At 67.9% G+C, this 16,073-nt stretch carries 14 protein-coding genes; 5 read left to right on the plus strand and 9 right to left on the minus strand.

The features are described 5' to 3' along the window. Window positions 1-464 precede the first annotated feature (464 nt). Window positions 465-1,217 carry a hypothetical protein gene (locus QHF85_RS08210; RefSeq protein WP_281326522.1) on the minus strand — a complete coding sequence of 251 codons (753 nt, stop codon included), beginning with the start codon at window positions 1,215-1,217 and terminating at the stop codon, window positions 465-467. 146 nt (window positions 1,218-1,363) lie between these two features. Beyond that, entirely contained in the window at window positions 1,364-1,687 is a 324-nt protein-coding gene (locus tag QHF85_RS08215; RefSeq protein ID WP_281326523.1) for a four helix bundle protein, read from the minus strand. Between the two features lie 182 nt (window positions 1,688-1,869). Here QHF85_RS08215 and QHF85_RS08220 point away from each other — a divergent pair, with 182 nt between their 5' ends. Beyond that, entirely contained in the window at window positions 1,870-2,142 is a 273-nt protein-coding gene (locus QHF85_RS08220) for a hypothetical protein (protein WP_281326524.1), read from the plus strand. A 48-nt stretch (window positions 2,143-2,190) separates the two neighbouring features. Here the strand turns inward: QHF85_RS08220 and QHF85_RS08225 are convergent, their stop codons facing one another. From QHF85_RS08225 to QHF85_RS08235, 3 genes are all read right to left on the minus strand, one after another. After that, window positions 2,191-3,942 (minus strand): hypothetical protein, encoded by a 1,752-nt coding sequence (locus tag QHF85_RS08225; protein WP_281326592.1) that lies wholly within the window; start codon window positions 3,940-3,942, stop codon window positions 2,191-2,193. Window positions 3,943-4,370: 428 nt separating this feature from the next. Further along, the gene (locus tag QHF85_RS08230; RefSeq protein WP_281326525.1) at window positions 4,371-5,111 is read right to left on the minus strand and encodes a hypothetical protein; all 741 of its coding nucleotides are present in this window, start codon (window positions 5,109-5,111) and stop codon (window positions 4,371-4,373) included. Between the two features lie 447 nt (window positions 5,112-5,558). Further along, window positions 5,559-6,788 (minus strand): hypothetical protein, encoded by a 1,230-nt coding sequence (locus tag QHF85_RS08235; protein ID WP_281326526.1) that lies wholly within the window; start codon window positions 6,786-6,788, stop codon window positions 5,559-5,561. Between the two features lie 164 nt (window positions 6,789-6,952). On the opposite strand from QHF85_RS08235, the gene QHF85_RS08240 reads away from it, so the two are divergent. Further along, on the plus strand, window positions 6,953-8,089 hold the full coding sequence (locus tag QHF85_RS08240; RefSeq protein ID WP_281326527.1) for a hypothetical protein: 1,137 nt from the start codon (window positions 6,953-6,955) through the stop codon (window positions 8,087-8,089). 272 nt (window positions 8,090-8,361) lie between these two features. Beyond that, on the plus strand, window positions 8,362-9,750 hold the full coding sequence (locus QHF85_RS08245) for an alpha/beta hydrolase (protein ID WP_281326528.1): 1,389 nt from the start codon (window positions 8,362-8,364) through the stop codon (window positions 9,748-9,750). Between the two features lie 18 nt (window positions 9,751-9,768). Here the strand turns inward: QHF85_RS08245 and QHF85_RS08250 are convergent, their stop codons facing one another. The 4 genes from QHF85_RS08250 to dhaK are packed head-to-tail and all read right to left on the minus strand — an operon-like array spanning window position 9,769 to window position 14,888. Beyond that, window positions 9,769-10,863, minus strand: coding sequence for a DUF4241 domain-containing protein (locus QHF85_RS08250; protein ID WP_281326529.1), 1,095 nt, complete (start codon window positions 10,861-10,863; stop codon window positions 9,769-9,771). Window positions 10,864-10,874: 11 nt separating this feature from the next. Next, window positions 10,875-13,253 (minus strand): phosphoenolpyruvate--protein phosphotransferase, encoded by a 2,379-nt coding sequence (gene ptsP, locus QHF85_RS08255; RefSeq protein ID WP_281326530.1) that lies wholly within the window; start codon window positions 13,251-13,253, stop codon window positions 10,875-10,877. Next, window positions 13,250-13,855, minus strand: a complete 606-nt coding sequence (gene dhaL / locus QHF85_RS08260; protein ID WP_281326531.1) for a dihydroxyacetone kinase subunit DhaL — start codon at window positions 13,853-13,855, stop codon at window positions 13,250-13,252. Before dhaL ends, ptsP begins: the two co-directional genes overlap by 4 nt. Before the next feature lie 31 nt (window positions 13,856-13,886). Then, the gene (gene dhaK / locus QHF85_RS08265) at window positions 13,887-14,888 is read right to left on the minus strand and encodes a dihydroxyacetone kinase subunit DhaK (RefSeq protein ID WP_281326532.1); all 1,002 of its coding nucleotides are present in this window, start codon (window positions 14,886-14,888) and stop codon (window positions 13,887-13,889) included. 166 nt (window positions 14,889-15,054) lie between these two features. Between dhaK and QHF85_RS08270 the strand changes: the two genes are divergently transcribed. Continuing rightward, the gene (locus tag QHF85_RS08270; protein WP_281326533.1) at window positions 15,055-15,435 is read left to right on the plus strand and encodes a hypothetical protein; all 381 of its coding nucleotides are present in this window, start codon (window positions 15,055-15,057) and stop codon (window positions 15,433-15,435) included. 166 nt (window positions 15,436-15,601) lie between these two features. Continuing rightward, window positions 15,602-16,054, plus strand: a complete 453-nt coding sequence (locus tag QHF85_RS08275) for a hypothetical protein (RefSeq protein WP_281326534.1) — start codon at window positions 15,602-15,604, stop codon at window positions 16,052-16,054. The last annotated feature ends 19 nt before the right edge of the window (window positions 16,055-16,073 follow it).

Genomic DNA, 16,073 nt, shown 5'->3' on the forward strand with positions numbered 1-16,073 from the left:
TACGTGCCTCGCGGCGCGCGCGTCAATGGCGCTGGCCCGGGGCATTTTGGGGGCGGGCATTGCTTCTTTGACCTGCTCGGCCGACCGGGTGGCCGGGATCGCCGGCTGAGCCGATGTGCCCGGTGAGGCACGCCATCCCCACCGGTTCCTTCCTGGACCTGCTCGAACCCCCGAGCCCACCCCCCTCCGAGCAGGTCGGACCTGCCCGAACACCCGAGCCCACCCCCCTCCGGGTAGGTCGGAGAAGGCCGTAAGGGGCTCTCGAATGGCCTCGCGAACAGGCCCGTGAAGCTCGCTCGTGCCTCGTGAATGCACCGCGAGCAGGTCGGAGACGCCCGGCTCGGGCGCGGGGTGGCACCGGGGACGTCTTCGGCTCTCGTCGCGCGTGCTGGCGGGAGGTGACGCGGGCAGGTGGGAGCAGCTCGCCGGGAAAGGCGGCGGGAGAGGGGAGCAGGTCCGAGGCGCTACGGGGTGGCGGCGGGCGCCTCGGTCGCGGGGGGCGCCGGGGGAATCTCGGGCGAGGTTTTGCCCTTTTGCGCGTCGGCGGCGCTCTTTTCGAGGAGGTCGAGGTAACCGAAGACACGCGCGTCGAGGTCTTTGGGCAGGCTCGGATCTTCCTGGAGCTCCAGCGCGAGGTTCTTGCGAGTGCGATTCAAGAGGCCGACGACCTCGCCGCGGAGGCGGGCTGCGTCTTTGCGGGTCTTCGTTTCGAGGTCGGCGCGTGCGCTGAGCAGCGAATCGATGGCGACGCCGGCATGCAGGAAACTATCGGCCCAATCGTGGAGGGTGCCGCCGCCGGCGACGGGGAACAGGGCGAGCTCCGATTGCAGGCTCGTGAGCGACGGCTTTCGGTCCATGGCGGCCTTGGCCTCGGCCGGATAACTGGCCCCGAGGTCTTCGAGGGTGGGAATGAAAGCGGCGCGGATTTTCCGAGCGGCCGCGCGAATGTGCTCGGGGATGTCGGGGTGACGGTCGTAGGCTTCGAGCAGGTGCCAGACGGCATACCCGAGGGCGTCATGGCGGACGTCGGCGGCGCCGAGATCGTCGGCGAGGGGTCGGCCCGCGGCAATGGAGGGGAGTTTTCCGATGGCGTCGCGCTTGGCGGTGAGGAGCTTGGTGCTGGCGGCGCCGGAGGCGAAGCTCACGAGAGCGGCTTTTCGATTCGTGAGGAGATCGTTCAATCCGACGAAAAGAGCGACAAGGGAGATATGACGCATGGGGGTGGGACGTTACAGGGGTAGGAGGGGAGGGTGCAAGGGAGATCGCTCCGCGTTCTTACGTCCCTGACCGGGCGACGTCATGGCCGCTGTGATCCTGGCGATGGGGGCGGGCCGTCCTGGGGGAGGACGGCCCGCTGTTCGCCTCAACGGTGTGTCAGCCGGTGCAGGGTGGCGATGATGTGGTCGAGCGTGTCGCGCAGCTGGGCGTCCACCTCGTCCACGTATCCCAGTGCTTCGGCCACGTCCAGGCAGGCGCGCACCTCGGCGGCCGAGCCCATGGCCGTGTGCCACCGTGCTCGTTCGTTCCGCCCCAACGAATATGCGCCTTCGTGCAAGTTCAGCGGCACGCTCGTGGCGGCGCGCCGTAGTTGATCGGCCAGATTCGGATCCTTCCTTCCGATCTTCTCGATGACCGGCCGCAGCCCCCGCAGCATTTCGATCGTGACGCTGTAGATCTTGAGAGCCATTGCTTCCTCCTTCCCCGACCGGGGACCCCCGTCCTCCGCCCGCGCGCGGAGGGTGGCGCAAGGCTGCGCAGCACCGCGCGGAGCCGCGCGGAGCGCGAAGCGCGAGCACGGCGAGCACGGCTTGGCCTTGCGCCACCCGAGCACGCGGGCATGCTCGACCCCCCCGGACGAAGCGCCTTTGAATGCGCCTCCCGGCAGCGGAAGCGGCAGCGGCAGCGGCAGCGGCAGCGGCAGCGGCAGCGGCAGCGGCAGCGGAAGCGGCAGCGGAAGCGGCAGCGGAAGCGGAAGCGGAAGCGGAAGCGGAAGCGGAAGCGGCAGCGGAAGCGGCAGCGGAAGCGGCAGCGGAAGCGGAAGCGGAAGCGGAAGCGGAAGCGGAAGCGGAAGCGGAAGCGGAAGCGGAAGCGGAAGCGGAAGCGGCAGCGGAAGCGGCAGCGGAAGCGGCAACCGGGATCTGATTGTGTACCGCTGTTGAGGAACGCCTCGGCCAGGCGCACCCCTCCTGGTCATTTCGCAGCGATTGCAAGCCTCGCAGCCGCATCTGTGCTCACGAGACGGACGTGTGGAGGCAAGAGCTTGGCAAGTGTGAGGAAGGAGTTCTGCAATGTGAGCCCTCCATCGCTCGTCATGTAGACCCAGGTGACCGTGCCCTTGGGGTAGCCACCGAGCTCGTCGGCCATTCGTTGTGGAGTCAGGCGATATTGGTCCGTGTCGCTATCGACGCCTCGCCATTCGCGCGGCCGGAACAAGGCGAGCTTGGCTCCGTCTGCGCCGGTCAGCACTTCAAAGAATTGGTCCTCCGGCCACCACGTGAATGCTGGTAAGAGATAGGGCACGTTCATGGGGAACACGCCACGAATGGAGCCTCCTGCTGTTGCGTATTTTGGCAAGAAATGATCCTCGGCATCGTGCCAGGTCCCCAACCAGTCCCAATGGACCACACCCGTAAGGCCGAGGATGCACGCGTCCTCTTGCGTCGCTTTCACGAATACGTCTTGCTCACTTTCGGCCAACGACGATGGATACGCGTAGAGATGCCCGCTGGGTGGCAGGACGAAGTAATCCTTGCCCGTGCGATGGCTCTGCTCGTAATACCAACCGAGCAAATCGGGAGCGAGAGAGGTGAGATGCGGAGAGATACTCCACGTCAGCGGTGGACAGGCATCGGGCTTCGCCTCGCAATCGGCGATCCGTTGCTGGAACCAGTCGTGGCGCGTGGTCATGAGGTATTGAATGTTGTCGCCATCCCCGACGACGAACGCAACGTAGGTCTTGTTCGGGTCGTAGGTCAGAGATTCGGGCTCATTTTGCACGACCGCACCCGATCCCGTTATCGGAGGCGTGCGTGTGGTGAAGAACGAGAGATTGCCTGCCTCGCTGGCGACGGCGCCCATGTTGCGGGAGTCCAGGCAGAGTGTTTGTGCCTCGTACAGATACCCGCCCGCGACATTCCACGAATTGTTGTACCCATACACGCCGAGCGGCGTTGCCCAGTTGCCCGCGTTGACGATGCTGCTGAGTAGCTCTTTCTCTGGGTTCCCGTCGACGCAACCATTCACGAGAAAAACCACGAACAGTCTCTGTGAGAAAACGAAGTCCACGAGCGCAGGTTTCATTTCCTGCGTCATCGCTGGAGACGCGTTGTCTTGAGGATCTGGTTCGTACCCGGGGTTGAGCATCGCCAGGCCAGTTGTCTGCTTGGCGTACGTATCGAAGACGTACTTGGTCGCCAGTGCTGGGGTGTTTTTATCCGAAAATTCTGCGATCGCGTCGAACGCGGGGTTATCACAGAGAATGTTCAGGCTGCCGTCCACGGGCACTGCGCCGAGCGCCGCAGCCACGGTGAGAATGTTCGGGAGCAGCGATTGTTGGCTTTTGTAGTCGTAACGAACGCACGCGGGGAAGGTCGCGGCGCAAGAGTCGAGGAATTGTTGTGCGTCGAGGGTCGCGGTTGGGACGGCGCCGAGATCGTTCAGCCACGTCATATCGTGCGGATCTGCGTCGATGTACACCGACCCGCCTGCGCTGCGATTATGCAGCCCGGCGCATGCCTGCAACGCGAGCGCAACTGGCGGCGGTGTGCCGGGCTCGACGTGCACCACCGTAAACGGCCCGGGCAGAGGCTTCGGCACCGATGTGTCGTAGGGGGTGCACGCGGGAGGAGGTGGCTCTGCGGGATCCGGCGTGCTGCAAGAGGAGGCGAGCGCCCCGCACAGCGACAACAGCAGCGGGGCAGGCACTAACTTTGGATTCAGCATGATGGTCACCTTTCCTTGGATTCATCATGCTCCTCCGCGGCGCATGAGGGTCGTGCGATGAGGTTGCACGCTTCGATTTGTGCATCCGAGCAGCTGGTCAGTTTGTCGTCTCTTGTTTTGGGTAGAGGAGGAGTGGTTTCCCCTTCATTCTATTGCTTTACCCGGGATCCACGTCGACCACACGCGGGCGAGATCACGATCGGTTCAAATGAACCTCGCGGTAGCGGCAGCGGAAGCGGAAGCGGAAGCGGAAGCGGCAGCGGCAGCGGCAGCGGCAGCGGTAGCGGAAGCGGTAGCGGAAGCGGCAGCGGAGGCGGAAGCCGGTACCGCTCAACTTTGATCACCCCGCGACAAGGACGGTGAAGCGCATACGCCGAGCCCATGGCCGCCGCCCGGGCCGCGCGGGCTGCGGTCTCCACCGCGGAAGCTTACCGGCCGAGCTTGTCGTGGGCTTCTGATTCGCAGCGATCGAGGCAGGCGTGATTGATCTCCACGCAACGATTCTCGCATGCGTTGTCGTGGCGACAGCGGTTCTGGCAGTACAGCCCTTCACGCTTGCAGTTCGCCGCGCACTGCTCCATGTCGCGCACGACGTGCTGCTCTTGCTTCTGGCGCTCGATGCGCGCGTTGTTCGCTTCGACCTGGGCACCGAGGCGGCGCTCATTCTCGGCTTGATACCAGGTGACCAGCTCGGGGCTCATCCATGCCATCTCGCCCTCGGGCGACAGCGCGTTCATGTTCTTCCGGCACGTTGCGATCATCGCGAGCTTGTCGTCGTCGTTGTGCAACACAGGGACCGTCTTCGCGCACACCGGGCCGACGAGGTCGGGCCGGTTCTGCTGACCGTACGCTTCGATCAGCGCCTTGCCCGCGATCTCGTTGGGACCCATCTCGAACGACCGGTGGTACTCGGCGTAGGCGTCCCGCGGCTTGCCGGAGTCGAGGAGCAACGTCGCGCGCCACGCGACGAGCGTCGGCGCGTCGACCCCGGCCGTCGGAATCGCGCGATCGATCACGGAGATCGCGTCACTGGCGTTGGTCGCGCCGAGCTCGGCTCGCTTGCGGTAGTCACCGGCCTTGTACGCCTCGTGGACCGCGGAGGCGTATTCCTGTGCCTGGCGCGCGCCGGGGATGCGGGCCTCCTCCTTCGCCGTCCGCACGCGTTGCATGCGAGCTTTTGTCGCGGAGTGGCCACAGGACACGAGAAGCAAGAGGGGCAGAGCACGGAGAAGGGCACGCATGGTGGATGGGTTCCCAGTTATCTCGACTGAGGTCCGGGAGGCAAGCCCTCCGGTGTTCACATTCGCGGGAAGGAGCATCTGGCCGGCTGGCGAGGGCTCGCCTGGCGCTCCGGGAGCCAGGAGGGAGCTCGCCGCGAGGTGCGGGGATCGCGGCGGCTGTAAATGTTCTACCGCGTCGCGTGAAGCCGAATGGCGCACTGGTCGATGTGCGCGCAGCATTGCGAGGTTCGGAGTAGCGGTAGCGGAAGCGGTAGCGGAAGCGGCAGCGGAAGCGGCAGCGGCAGCGGCAGCGGAAGCGGCAGCGGCAGCGGCAGCGGCAGCGGCAGCAACGCTCCGCTCCTCCTTCAAATCCGCAATGAGCCTCCTACGTCCGAATCACTTCGCGAGGCAGGCGTCGAGCTCCGTCTTGCAGACCACCCCCGGATCCTGGTCCGGGCCGGCCTTCTTCAGCAAGCAACGCAACGCATCGGAGAACTCCCGCGAGACCGCGGCGTCGGAGCTCGTCACGCAGGGCGTGATCTCCTGGCCTGCGCTGAGGGCCTGCTGCACGCAGCCGAACGACTCGGCGCACGTCGCCTTGCCATTGCCCACCCACTCGGCGCCGATGAAGTTCGGCTGGCCGGCGACGTCGGGCTCGGCGCGGCAATGCGCCGTCGCCGGGTCGGCCGGGTAATACGAGCCGAGGATCATGCACATCTCGTCCGTCGAGCGCGGCCCCTCGAACACGTCCCTCGTCTCCGCGTTCGAGTAGTCACACCAGTAATCGAACCACGCGCCGGCCTTGACCTTCAGACCCTCGCCGAAATCCTTGACGGTCACGTTCTCCCACTCGGTGCTCGTATAGAACGGATCCGCCTGCCCGACGATCGACGCGGCATACCCGACGCCGCGCGCGTGCATGTGCGATTGCACGTTCGCGATCGTGATGTCCGTGTGCACCGGGCATCGCATGCGCGCGCGGCCCTGGGCCTGCGCCCCGACGTAGATGAAGGGATTGTAGATGAAGAGGAGGTCGCCCTCCGTCTTCACCTCGGCCTCGGGGACCGTGTAAAGGTTCACCCGGACCTCGGGCTCGATGACGTTCATCGAGGCGTTGATGTAATGCGCGTTCATGAGGAGCACGGCGCCTGGGCGCACCTTCATGGCCACGCCCTCGGGGAAGCGCAGCATGGAGTCGCCGTCGGCGTTCTGCGAGCCGGCGACGAGCTTCTCCACCTCCCAGCCGTCGGTCGCACCTTCGGAGCAATCGAACACGCCGCTCGTGTCGACGACCGTCCCGTCGTCTTTCTGGGTCGGGATGTCGTCGTAGCTCGTCTGGAAGAGCAGGAAGTGGTGGCTCCCCTTCGAGTAGCGCACCTCGTCACGGTTGACGAAGAGCCCCTCTGCGGGCGCCTTCACGAACATGCAATGCTCGGCCTCGGTGCCGGGGTCGAGCTTCGTGACCATCTTGAATTGCACGCCTTTGCCCGCTTCCGGGGGCGCGAGCAGCTCGTGCCCAGGTTGCCCGGGTTCCGCGGGCTCCGAGCCGCCACAGCCCATGAGGGCCGGCAGGGCGAGGGTGAGGGACGGGATGGCGGTCTTGAAGAAGAAGTTGCAAAGATTCATGGATGTCCGTGTGGGTGACCGGTGGTTTCCCGGATCGCGAAGAATGGGTGCCCGAGAGGACGCTTGCCCCTCTGTTCCCGGTCGCGGGAAAAACGTTCATCGGTCTCGCAACAGGCCGCCACCCGTCACCGTCACACTTTCCCCTCTCCCCCCCATACATCCGCATGCGCCGCATTCTCCTCGCCTTCGCTCTCCTCGCCGCCTGCCGCCCCGAGCCCCCGCCGTCCGTCGTCGCCGCCCCTGAGCCCGTGAGCACCACGCTGGCCCTTGGCCGCGCCTTCTCTTGCCTCCTCACCGCGCGCGGTCAGGTGCGCTGCTGGGGCATGAACGACGCCGGACAGTGCGGCGGCGACGGGCTCGGCGGCGTGCTGGCCCTCGCCGCCGGCCCCGAGCACGCCTGCGCCGTGCAGGAGGACGCCCTTTGGTGCTGGGGGAAGAACGATCACGGGCAGCTCGGCGACGGTATCCGCTCCGAACGCCCGAGCCCCGTCCTCGTGCGCGCCATGGGCCGCGCCGGCGAGCACATCCAGCACGCCAAGACCCAGCCGGTGCTCACGCGTGACAGCTCGTGCTTCTTCTGGTCCGAGGAGTATTCAGGCTCCTTCGCGGCGTGCACCGGCGCGCACCACGATATGGACATCTTCCGCCTCACGGGACGCGGCCCCGCGCCGCCGTGCCCGACGGGGACGCTTTGCTCCAAGGTATACAGTGCGAGTGGCGCTGCCTTCGAATCGGCGCTGTGCACGCTGAGCGACGTCAACGGCGTGCCACGCGTCGCCTGCCCGTTCGGGCCGCCGAACCTCGCACCGCGACAGCCCGAACGCGACTTCGGATCGCAGGACGACGGCAAGACCGTGCACGTGCTCGCGCTGGGGCGCGATTTCGCGTGCGGGCTCGGGGAGGGCGGCGTGCTCTGCTGGGGGAGCAACGCGCGTGGCCAGCTCGGCCGGGGGGCGCCCGCCGCCACGAGGGATCCGCTGCCGGTCGTCGGAATGGCGGGCGTGGTGGCGCTGTGCGCGGGCGCGGAGCACGCGTGCGCGCAGAAGGCCGATGGCCGCGTGCTTTGCTGGGGTGACGGGCGCCGCGGGCAGCTTGGGACGGGTGATTCCGTGACCGCAGGGATGGCGGTGGAGGTGCCCGCCGCGGCGGGCGCGAAGGCGATCGGCTGCGGCGAGGCGCATACCTGCGCGGCCTTCGCGGACGGGCGCGTCGTGTGCTGGGGCGCGGATGAATCGGGGCAATCGAGCGGCAGCGGGAAGGGGCCCATCGCGGCGCCGAGGGAGGTGGTGTTCTCGCAATGACACCCAAGAGCAAACTCCCGCCGCCGTTTCCGCGCTGCGACGGTTGCCTGCCGCGCGGGACGCGTGGTAGGGCCCAGATGATTCGGCCCATGCACTCCTTGCGTGTCCTCGTCGCCGTCCTGCTCATGGCTGGCTGCAATTCCGCAAGCCAGACGAACCGGTCATCCCCCTCGTTACCCCCGACCGCGGCGCCGGCATTCGTGGATGCCTCCGCGAAGCCCCGTGAGATTGTCGTGGAGCGAGGGACTGTCAGGAGTGAGAGCGGCGCCGTTGTGCCTTACGAGATCGGCACCTTGTATGTGCCCGAGAACAGGCGAAACCCCGGCAGCCGCCTGATCGGCGTCGGCTTTGCCCGCATCAAGGCGCCTCAGCCCACGGGCGCGCCGCCAGTGTTCTGGCTGCCGGGGGGGCCCGGTCTCAGCGTGCTTGGTGCATTCACCGAAGAGGCTGAAAAGGGCCGACTGCGGTCCTGGCTGACCTTCGGCGCCGTCGCTGACCTGGTCGTGATCGAACAGCGCGGTTATACGCGTCGCGGCGAAATGCTCGAGGCGACCAGCGAAGCCTTGCCCTTGGATCAGCCTGGTTCGGCCCGCGCGGAAGCCGAGGCCATGCGCGCGCTCGCCAGGGCGGCCATTGCCGCGAACCCCGACAAGGACCTCTCGGGCTACGACATCGGTGAATTCGCCGCGGACGTGGACGACCTTCGCCGGGCGCTCGGTTATGACAGGATCAGCCTGTTCGGAGGGAGCTTCGGCTCTCAGTGGAGTCTGGCGGTGATGAGACTCCATCCCGAGATCGTCGCGCGCGCGGTGCTGTCGGGCGTGGAGCCGTTGAACAATGGCTATGACATGCCCTCGCACGTGTTCGCGGCGCTGCAGCGTATCGCTGACGACGCCGACCGTGATCCTGGGCTCGCGCCTTATCTGCCCGCGGGCGGATTGATGGGAGCCGTGCGCGCCCTGCGCCTCCGTTTCGCCGAGGATCCGGTGCGCGTGCAGGTCGACGACGAGGCCGGACGAAAGCGCACGGTGGTTCTAGGGTCGGAAGACCTTCAGCTCGCCCTGCTTTCGCATACGCAGGAAGGCGAGCGATGGCCGGCGTTCCTCCTGTCGCTCTATCACGGGCACTACGAAGCCTGGGCACGCGAAGTCATCGAAGAGCGCCAGGCGAGCAAGACGAAGCTGATCGGGCCCCTGGTCGACAGCAGCCTGGGCGTCACGGCCGCCCGCGAGCGCGAGCTTCGGAGCGATCCGGCCGTCGAGATGCTGGGCACATGGAACTTCGAGTCGAACATCGCTTCCGCGCCCGATTGGCCGACCCGCGACATGGGTGATGCGCTGAGAGAGCCGGTCGAGAGCGCGATCCCGGTGTTGTTCGTGCACGGCGATTGGGATACCTCGACGCCGATCGAAAATACCCGGAGCCTGCTGCCTCATTTCCCGAACGGCCATGCGATCTTCGTCCATCGCGCCGGCCACGACGGCACGTTCTACCAGCTTCGCGAAGACCCGGCGGCGAAGCAGGCGGTCTATGAATTCCTCAGGACCGGCAAGAGGGAAAACCTCCCCGTCGAGCTGGCGTTGCAGGTGCCCAAGTTCGAGCTGCCACCGTTTGCCCCACCCGCGCGCGACGGGAAAGGGAAAGAGCAGGGGCGCAAATGAATCCTGGCGAAGCCGGCGTCATCGCTTGCTCGCTTTGGGGGCCTTGATCGGCAGGTACCCGAGAACCGCCGGCTCGAGCGCGTCCCAGCGCGCCGCGTACGTGGCCCCGATCTTCGCGGCGTATTCATAAGCCGCGGCGCCCACGGCAAAGGCGCTCGGCAGGGCAAGCGGGACGCCCGCCTTGTGGTGCTCGTTGCCCACGTCGAGCACGGCGCGCCCTCGCGTCCAGCGGAAATGGGCGCCCGACACCGACCGATACAGCGCCGTGGCTCGCACCTGGAAGGAGAGCCCGTCGCGCGTGTACGTGAGATCGAGCTCGCCCCCGTCCGACTTCACCTTGTAAGCGGCGTTCGGCTCCGAAAAACCATTCGACCGCAGCGTGGCGCCGATGTCCCGCTCGATCGCGGCCACGAACGGCGCGAAGACTTCGGTGAGGTCCCGCAGCTTGCGATCCCGGGAGACCGGCTCCGCGAACACGTTGAAGCTCGTGACGACACACGCCACCTCGCCGGCAGCGTCGATGCCGAAATAGGTCGCATACGTCCCGTCACCGTCTCCCGAGCGGAACATCATCACGTTTTCGCCCGTGCTCCCGTGGGGCCGATGATCCACCCACCGGCCTCCATTCGCGCGGAGCTCGGGGGACACGACGTCGTAGTAGCTCCCATACGAGGGCCCCTGCGCCTTTTGGCGCGCGGCGTCCGCATCGCGGAGGTGACGCAGGGCGACCTCGTCGGCGAAGCAGCCGAGCCCCGCGTCGACGGGATAACCGAAGAACCGCAGCTCGCCGAGCGTCGCCGCATTCTGCCCGGCGAGGGTGGCGAGCTCGAAATGGTCGATGGCCGCGCTCCGCAGGCGGATCTCGGCGAATCCGATCACCGATCCCTCTTTCGCGATGAAGAGATGAACCGGGTATTTCCCCGGCGCGAGGAGGCGCTCGAACGCGGGCCGCTCGGGCTGCATCATCGGATCGCAGGCCACGAGGCGCCCCGTGGTGATCACGATCTCGCCGGCGTGAAGGACCTCCTTGACGCCGGCGGCCTTCTTGCCGGCGAGGTGGGCCGTGCGAATCGGAAGGAACGAGCGGGGGAGCGCGTAGCGGGGTTCGTTCATGGGGCGAAACCTCAGCCGTTCGCGGCGGGGACCGTCGCGAGCGCCGCGGCCACACGTGCAATCGCCGCCGGACCCATGCTGAGCCGCGTGATCCCGAGCCCGACGAACGTCGCCGCGAGCTTCGGATCGGCCGCCGCCTCGCCGCAGACCGACACGGCGCGCCCCGCGGCCCGACCCGCTTTCGCCACCCGATCCACGAGCTCCAGCACCGCCGGATGTCCCGCGTCCGCGAGCGCGGCGAGCCTCGGATGACCTCGCTCCGCCGCGAGCGTGTATTGCGTGAGATCGTTCGTCCCGATGCTGAAGAAATCGACGTGCGGCGCGAGCCGATCCGCGAGGAGCGCCGCCGCCGGCACCTCGACCATGATGCCGAGCGGGACGGGCGAGAGGTAGGGTTTTCCCGCGGCGTCGAGCGCGCGCGCGGCCCGCGCGAGGGCCGCCTTCGTGGCTTCGATCTCGGAGGCCGTCGATACCATCGGGATCATGATCCGCACCTCCCGGCCTCGCCCGGCCCGGAGGATCGCGCGGAACTGCGTCTCCAGCAGTTCGGGCCGATCGAGGGAGAGGCGAATGCCGCGGAGGCCGAGGTACGGGTTTTCCTCGGGGGGAACGTGCAGCCAAGGCAAACGCTTGTCCCCGCCCGCGTCGAGCGTGCGAATCACGACGGGCGCGCCGGGGAACGCGGCGAGGACCTCGGCATACGCTTCCGTTTGTTCGTCCTCGCCGGGCGCGTCGCTGCGGTCGAGGAAAAACATTTCCGTGCGAAGCAAACCGATCCCGAAGGCGCCTGCTTCCTTGGCCGCGCGCGCCTCCAGCGCGCTCGCGGCATTCGCCCAGAGCTCGACCGTGGGGCCAGAGGGAAGGGTGACCTTGCCGTGAAAGGTCGCCGCGGGGAGCCGCGCCGCGTGTTCCTCGGCGCGGCGTCGTTCGAGATCGGCCGTGAGATCCGGGGCCGGGTCGATCCACACCTCGCCCGTGGCGCCGTCGAGGCCGAGGCGGGCAGGGGATTCGGGCAGGTCCTTCAAAATGGATGCGGCGCCGAAGACCGCGGGAATGCCCGCGCCTCGCAGGAGGATCGCGGCGTGCGAGGTCGGTCCGCCGCGCAAATCGACGACGCCGAGCACGCGGGCGGGATCGAGGCGCGCGGCTTCGCTCGGCAAGAGCTCGTCGGCGAGGAGAATGGCGGGCGGGCCTTCGGGAAGGACGGCCGCGGGCGCGGCGCCGAGCGCGCGCAGGACGGAAAGCTCGATGTCGCGCAGGTCGGCGATGCGCGCGCGCATGTAGGCGTCGTCCGCGTTTGCGAGGGCCATGGCTGCGCGCTCGATCCCCTCATGGAAAGCGGAAGCGGCATTCTGGTGATGGTTCGCGATGAGATCGCGGGCCGTCTGCAGGATGACGGGATCCCGGAGCAACGTGGCGTGCAGGGTCGCCATGTCGTCACGACCGAGCGAGCCGCGGATCTCCGCATCGACCTTGTCGAGGGCGGCCGTGAGCCGATCGCGCTCCGCGGGGGGATTCTCGGTGAAGGAATGCGAGAAACGGATCTCGGCGCGTTCCAGGCGGACACATGGGCCCACAGCCACGCCTGGGGCAATGGGGATCCCGCGATTGTTCGTGGTCTTGTCAGGCGCAGGCGGCGGGGGCGCGTCGGGCGTCGTGCCGAACGTGCGCACGAGGGCTGCGACGGCGCGGACGGCGGCCTCCGCCTGCCGCCCCGAGGCGGCGATTCGCAGAACATCACCCCGCCGCGCCTGGAGCCCCGCGAGGAGGACGACGCTGTCCGCCGCTCGCGGTCCCTTTCCGTTCGTTCGATTTTCGATCGCGACCTTCGCGTCGAACTGGGAGGCACGGGACACGATCCGCGCCGCAGGTCGCGCGTGCAGGCCGTGCTCGTCCCCGATGACGGCGTCCTCCAAGAACACGTTCTCCGCGCTCTCTTCGATCGGCGCGGGGGCGGTCGCAGGTGCGGTCTCCCCGAGCTGCTCCTCCTTGGCCACGAGCCCCCGCCGCGCCTCGGCGGCGACCTCGTCGAGTGTCCCGCCGCCCGCCGCGCGTACGGCTGCGGCAACCGCGCCCTCGACGAACGGTCCCGACGAGAGGCGCGTCTTCGCCGCGATCGACGCATCCACGAGATCGAGCGCGGTCTCGGCGCTCAAGAGCGCGCTGCCGAGATCCATCAACACGACCGCGCCTCGCTCGCCGGCCGCGCGTTCGAGCGCCGCCACGATGGCCATGGCGTCGGTGCCGAGCTCCTCGCCCGCCTCGCCGACGCCCGCCGCGCATTCGACGAGGACCACGTCGCCCGTCATCTGCGTGGCGAGCGCGCGTGTCGCCTCGGCGAGCGCACGGCTATGGGAGACGAGGACGAGCCCGACCGTCGACTTGCTCATTCCGCCGCTGCCTCGGCGAGGCTCCGGAGCAGGAGCCACATCGACGTGGCGCCCGGATCCTGATGGCCCGCGCTCCGCTCTCCGAGATAACTCGCCCGTCCTTTGCGCGCCACGATCGGAATCGTCGCCTCCGCGCCCTGCCGCGCCGCCTCGGCCGCCCGCCCGAGCGCCTCGGCGAGAGAAACGCCCTCGGCGCCTTCGAATGCGCGGATCGCCGGCCCCAGCGCGTCCACCATCGTCTTGTCGAGCGGCTCGGCCTTGCCGCGCTTCTGGATCCCCGCGAGCCCGGCCGAGAGCGATTGCAGGATCGCCCCCCGATCGAGCTCCGCTTTTCCTGCCGATACCTTCGCCGCTTCGAGGAACAAGGTCCCGTAGAGCGGTCCGCTCGCGCCGCCGATGGTCGAGAGCAACGTCATGCCCACGGTCTTCAGGATTGCGCCGACATCGTCCCGCGGATGCCCCGCGAGCTTGCCTCGCACGGCCGCAAAACCCCGGGCCATGTTCGCCCCGTGATCACTGTCGCCGATGGCCGCGTCGAGCTCCGTCAGGTATTTTTCATTGTCCCCGATCAGCCCAGCCGCGCGCTCGATCCACCGGGCCACGGCGTCCCCGTTCAATACCTCGCTCCCCACGTCAAACCCCCCAGCGCAGCGCCGCCGTGTGCACGGGCGCGTCCCAGTACCGGACCATCTCCTCGTCGACCTCGAGCAGCGTGATCGAGACGCCCGCCATTTCGAGGGACGTGATGTACGGCCCGACCAGGCTCCGCACGACCCGGAGGCCCCGCGCCGCCGCGATCTCGTGCGCCTTGCGGAATACCACGTAAAGCTCCAGGAGCGGCGTGCCGCCGAGGCCATTGACGAAGAGCAGCACGTCCTTTCCCGCACGGAACGGTAGATCGTCGAGGACAGGCTCCATCAACATCTCCGTGATCCGATCGGCGGATTCGATCTTCGCGCGCCTTCGGCCAGGCTCGCCGTGGATCCCGATCCCGACCTCCATCTCGTCCGGCCCGAGCTCGAACGAGGGTTTTCCCGCGTGCGGAACCGTGCACGGCGTGAGCGCGATCCCCATGCTGCGCCCGTGCTCGTTCACGCGCCGGCCGAGGGCCGCGACGTCCGCGAGCGCGCGCCCCGCCTCGGCCGCGGCGCCGCAGATCTTCTCGACGAGCACCGTGGTCCCGACGCCGCGACGCCCCGCCGTGTAAAGGCTGTTCTGCACGGCCACGTCGTCGTTCACGAGCACCGTCTCGGTGGATATCCCCATGTCGCGCGCGAGCTCGCCGGCCATCTCGAAATTCATGACGTCGCCGGTGTAGTTCTTGACGACGTGGACGACGCCCGCGCCGCCGTCGACCGCGCGCGTGGCTTCGAGGATCTGATCGGGCGTGGGGCTCGTGAACACCGCGCCGGGACAGGCGGCGTCGAGCATCCCGCGCCCGACGAACCCCCCATGCAGAGGCTCGTGCCCGCTGCCGCCCCCGGAGAGCACCGCGACCTTGCCCCGCACGGGCGCATCGGCGCGCACGAGGAACGCCGGGTCGACGTGGACGCGGAGGAGGTCCGGGTGCGCGAGGGCCATGCCCGCGAGGGCCTCCTTCACGAGATCGGAAGGCGCGTTGAGGAGCTTCTTCATCGGGCGGAGGATACCGAAAGACGGGAGCATCCCGCGAGGGGAAAAGGAAGAGGCCGAGGCGGGAGCCGAGAATGGCGACGGCGAAGCCTCCATGCGAGCGGCCTGCGCTGGGAGACACTTGCCGTTCCGCCTGGCGACCGCACGTTCCGGGCAGGAAGGGGGGTTCATGTTCAAGAAGTTCATTCGCTCTCTACTCGTCGCTTCCGTCTTTGGTGCGGGGCTCGCCGTGGTGGCGGTGCCGTCCAAGGCTCGGGCGGACATCCCGGCGCCGGAGCCGGAGCTCAACGACGAGGACCTGGGCGGAGCCGAAGGCGCCTTGACCGAATCCGAGGAAGACGTCGACGAGTCCGAAGAAGCCCTGAGCACGCAATGGCACAATCGCTACGATCGTCGCCACGATCGTTACGATCGTCGCCACGATCGCTATGATCGCCGCTACGATCGCTACGATCGTCGTCACGATCGCTACGATCGTCGCCATGATCGCTACGACCGTCGTCACGATCGCTGGGATCGTCGCCACGATCGCTGGGACCGGTGGCATTGAGACCATTCGCGCCGTATTGAGCATCGCAAGAGGGACAGGTGAGCCGCCCGCCGGGTTTTTCGGCGGGCGGCGCCTTTGTGTCGGCGAGCATGACGAGCCATCCGCCTGAGGCTGCACTTGCCGTTCCGCGCCGCGAACCGCACGTTGCGGTGAAGGAGGGGGAATCATGGCTGCTCATCTCATTCGATTTTTGCTCGTGGCTGGCGTCGCCGGTGCAGGCGTCGCCGTGATTGCGGCGCCGCTCGCGGCGCGTGCGGATATCCCTTCAGGGGAGGACGAGCCGAGCCTCGTCGAGGAAAACGTGGACGCGCTCGTCGACGGGTCCGTGGACGAGGAGGTCAACGAGAACGTGGACGAGGGGAGCGCCGCGCTGGGGACGCAGTGGGATCGCGGCGGCAGGGATCGCGGCGGCAGGGATCGCGGCCACTGGGATCGCGGCGGCTGGGATCGCGGCCACTGGGATCGCGGCCACTGGGATCGCGGCCACTGGGATCGCGGCCACTGGGATCGCGGCCACTGGGATCGCGGCCACTGGGATCGCGGCCACTGGGATCACGGCGGCTGGGATCGCGGCCACTGGGATCACGGCGGCCGGCATCATGGCGGCTGGGACCACTGAGGTTTTCCGAGGAGCGCCG

Origin of the sequence: Polyangium sp. 6x1, assembly GCF_029946515.1 — a bacterium.
Lineage (GTDB): Bacteria > Myxococcota_A > Polyangia > Polyangiales > Polyangiaceae > Polyangium.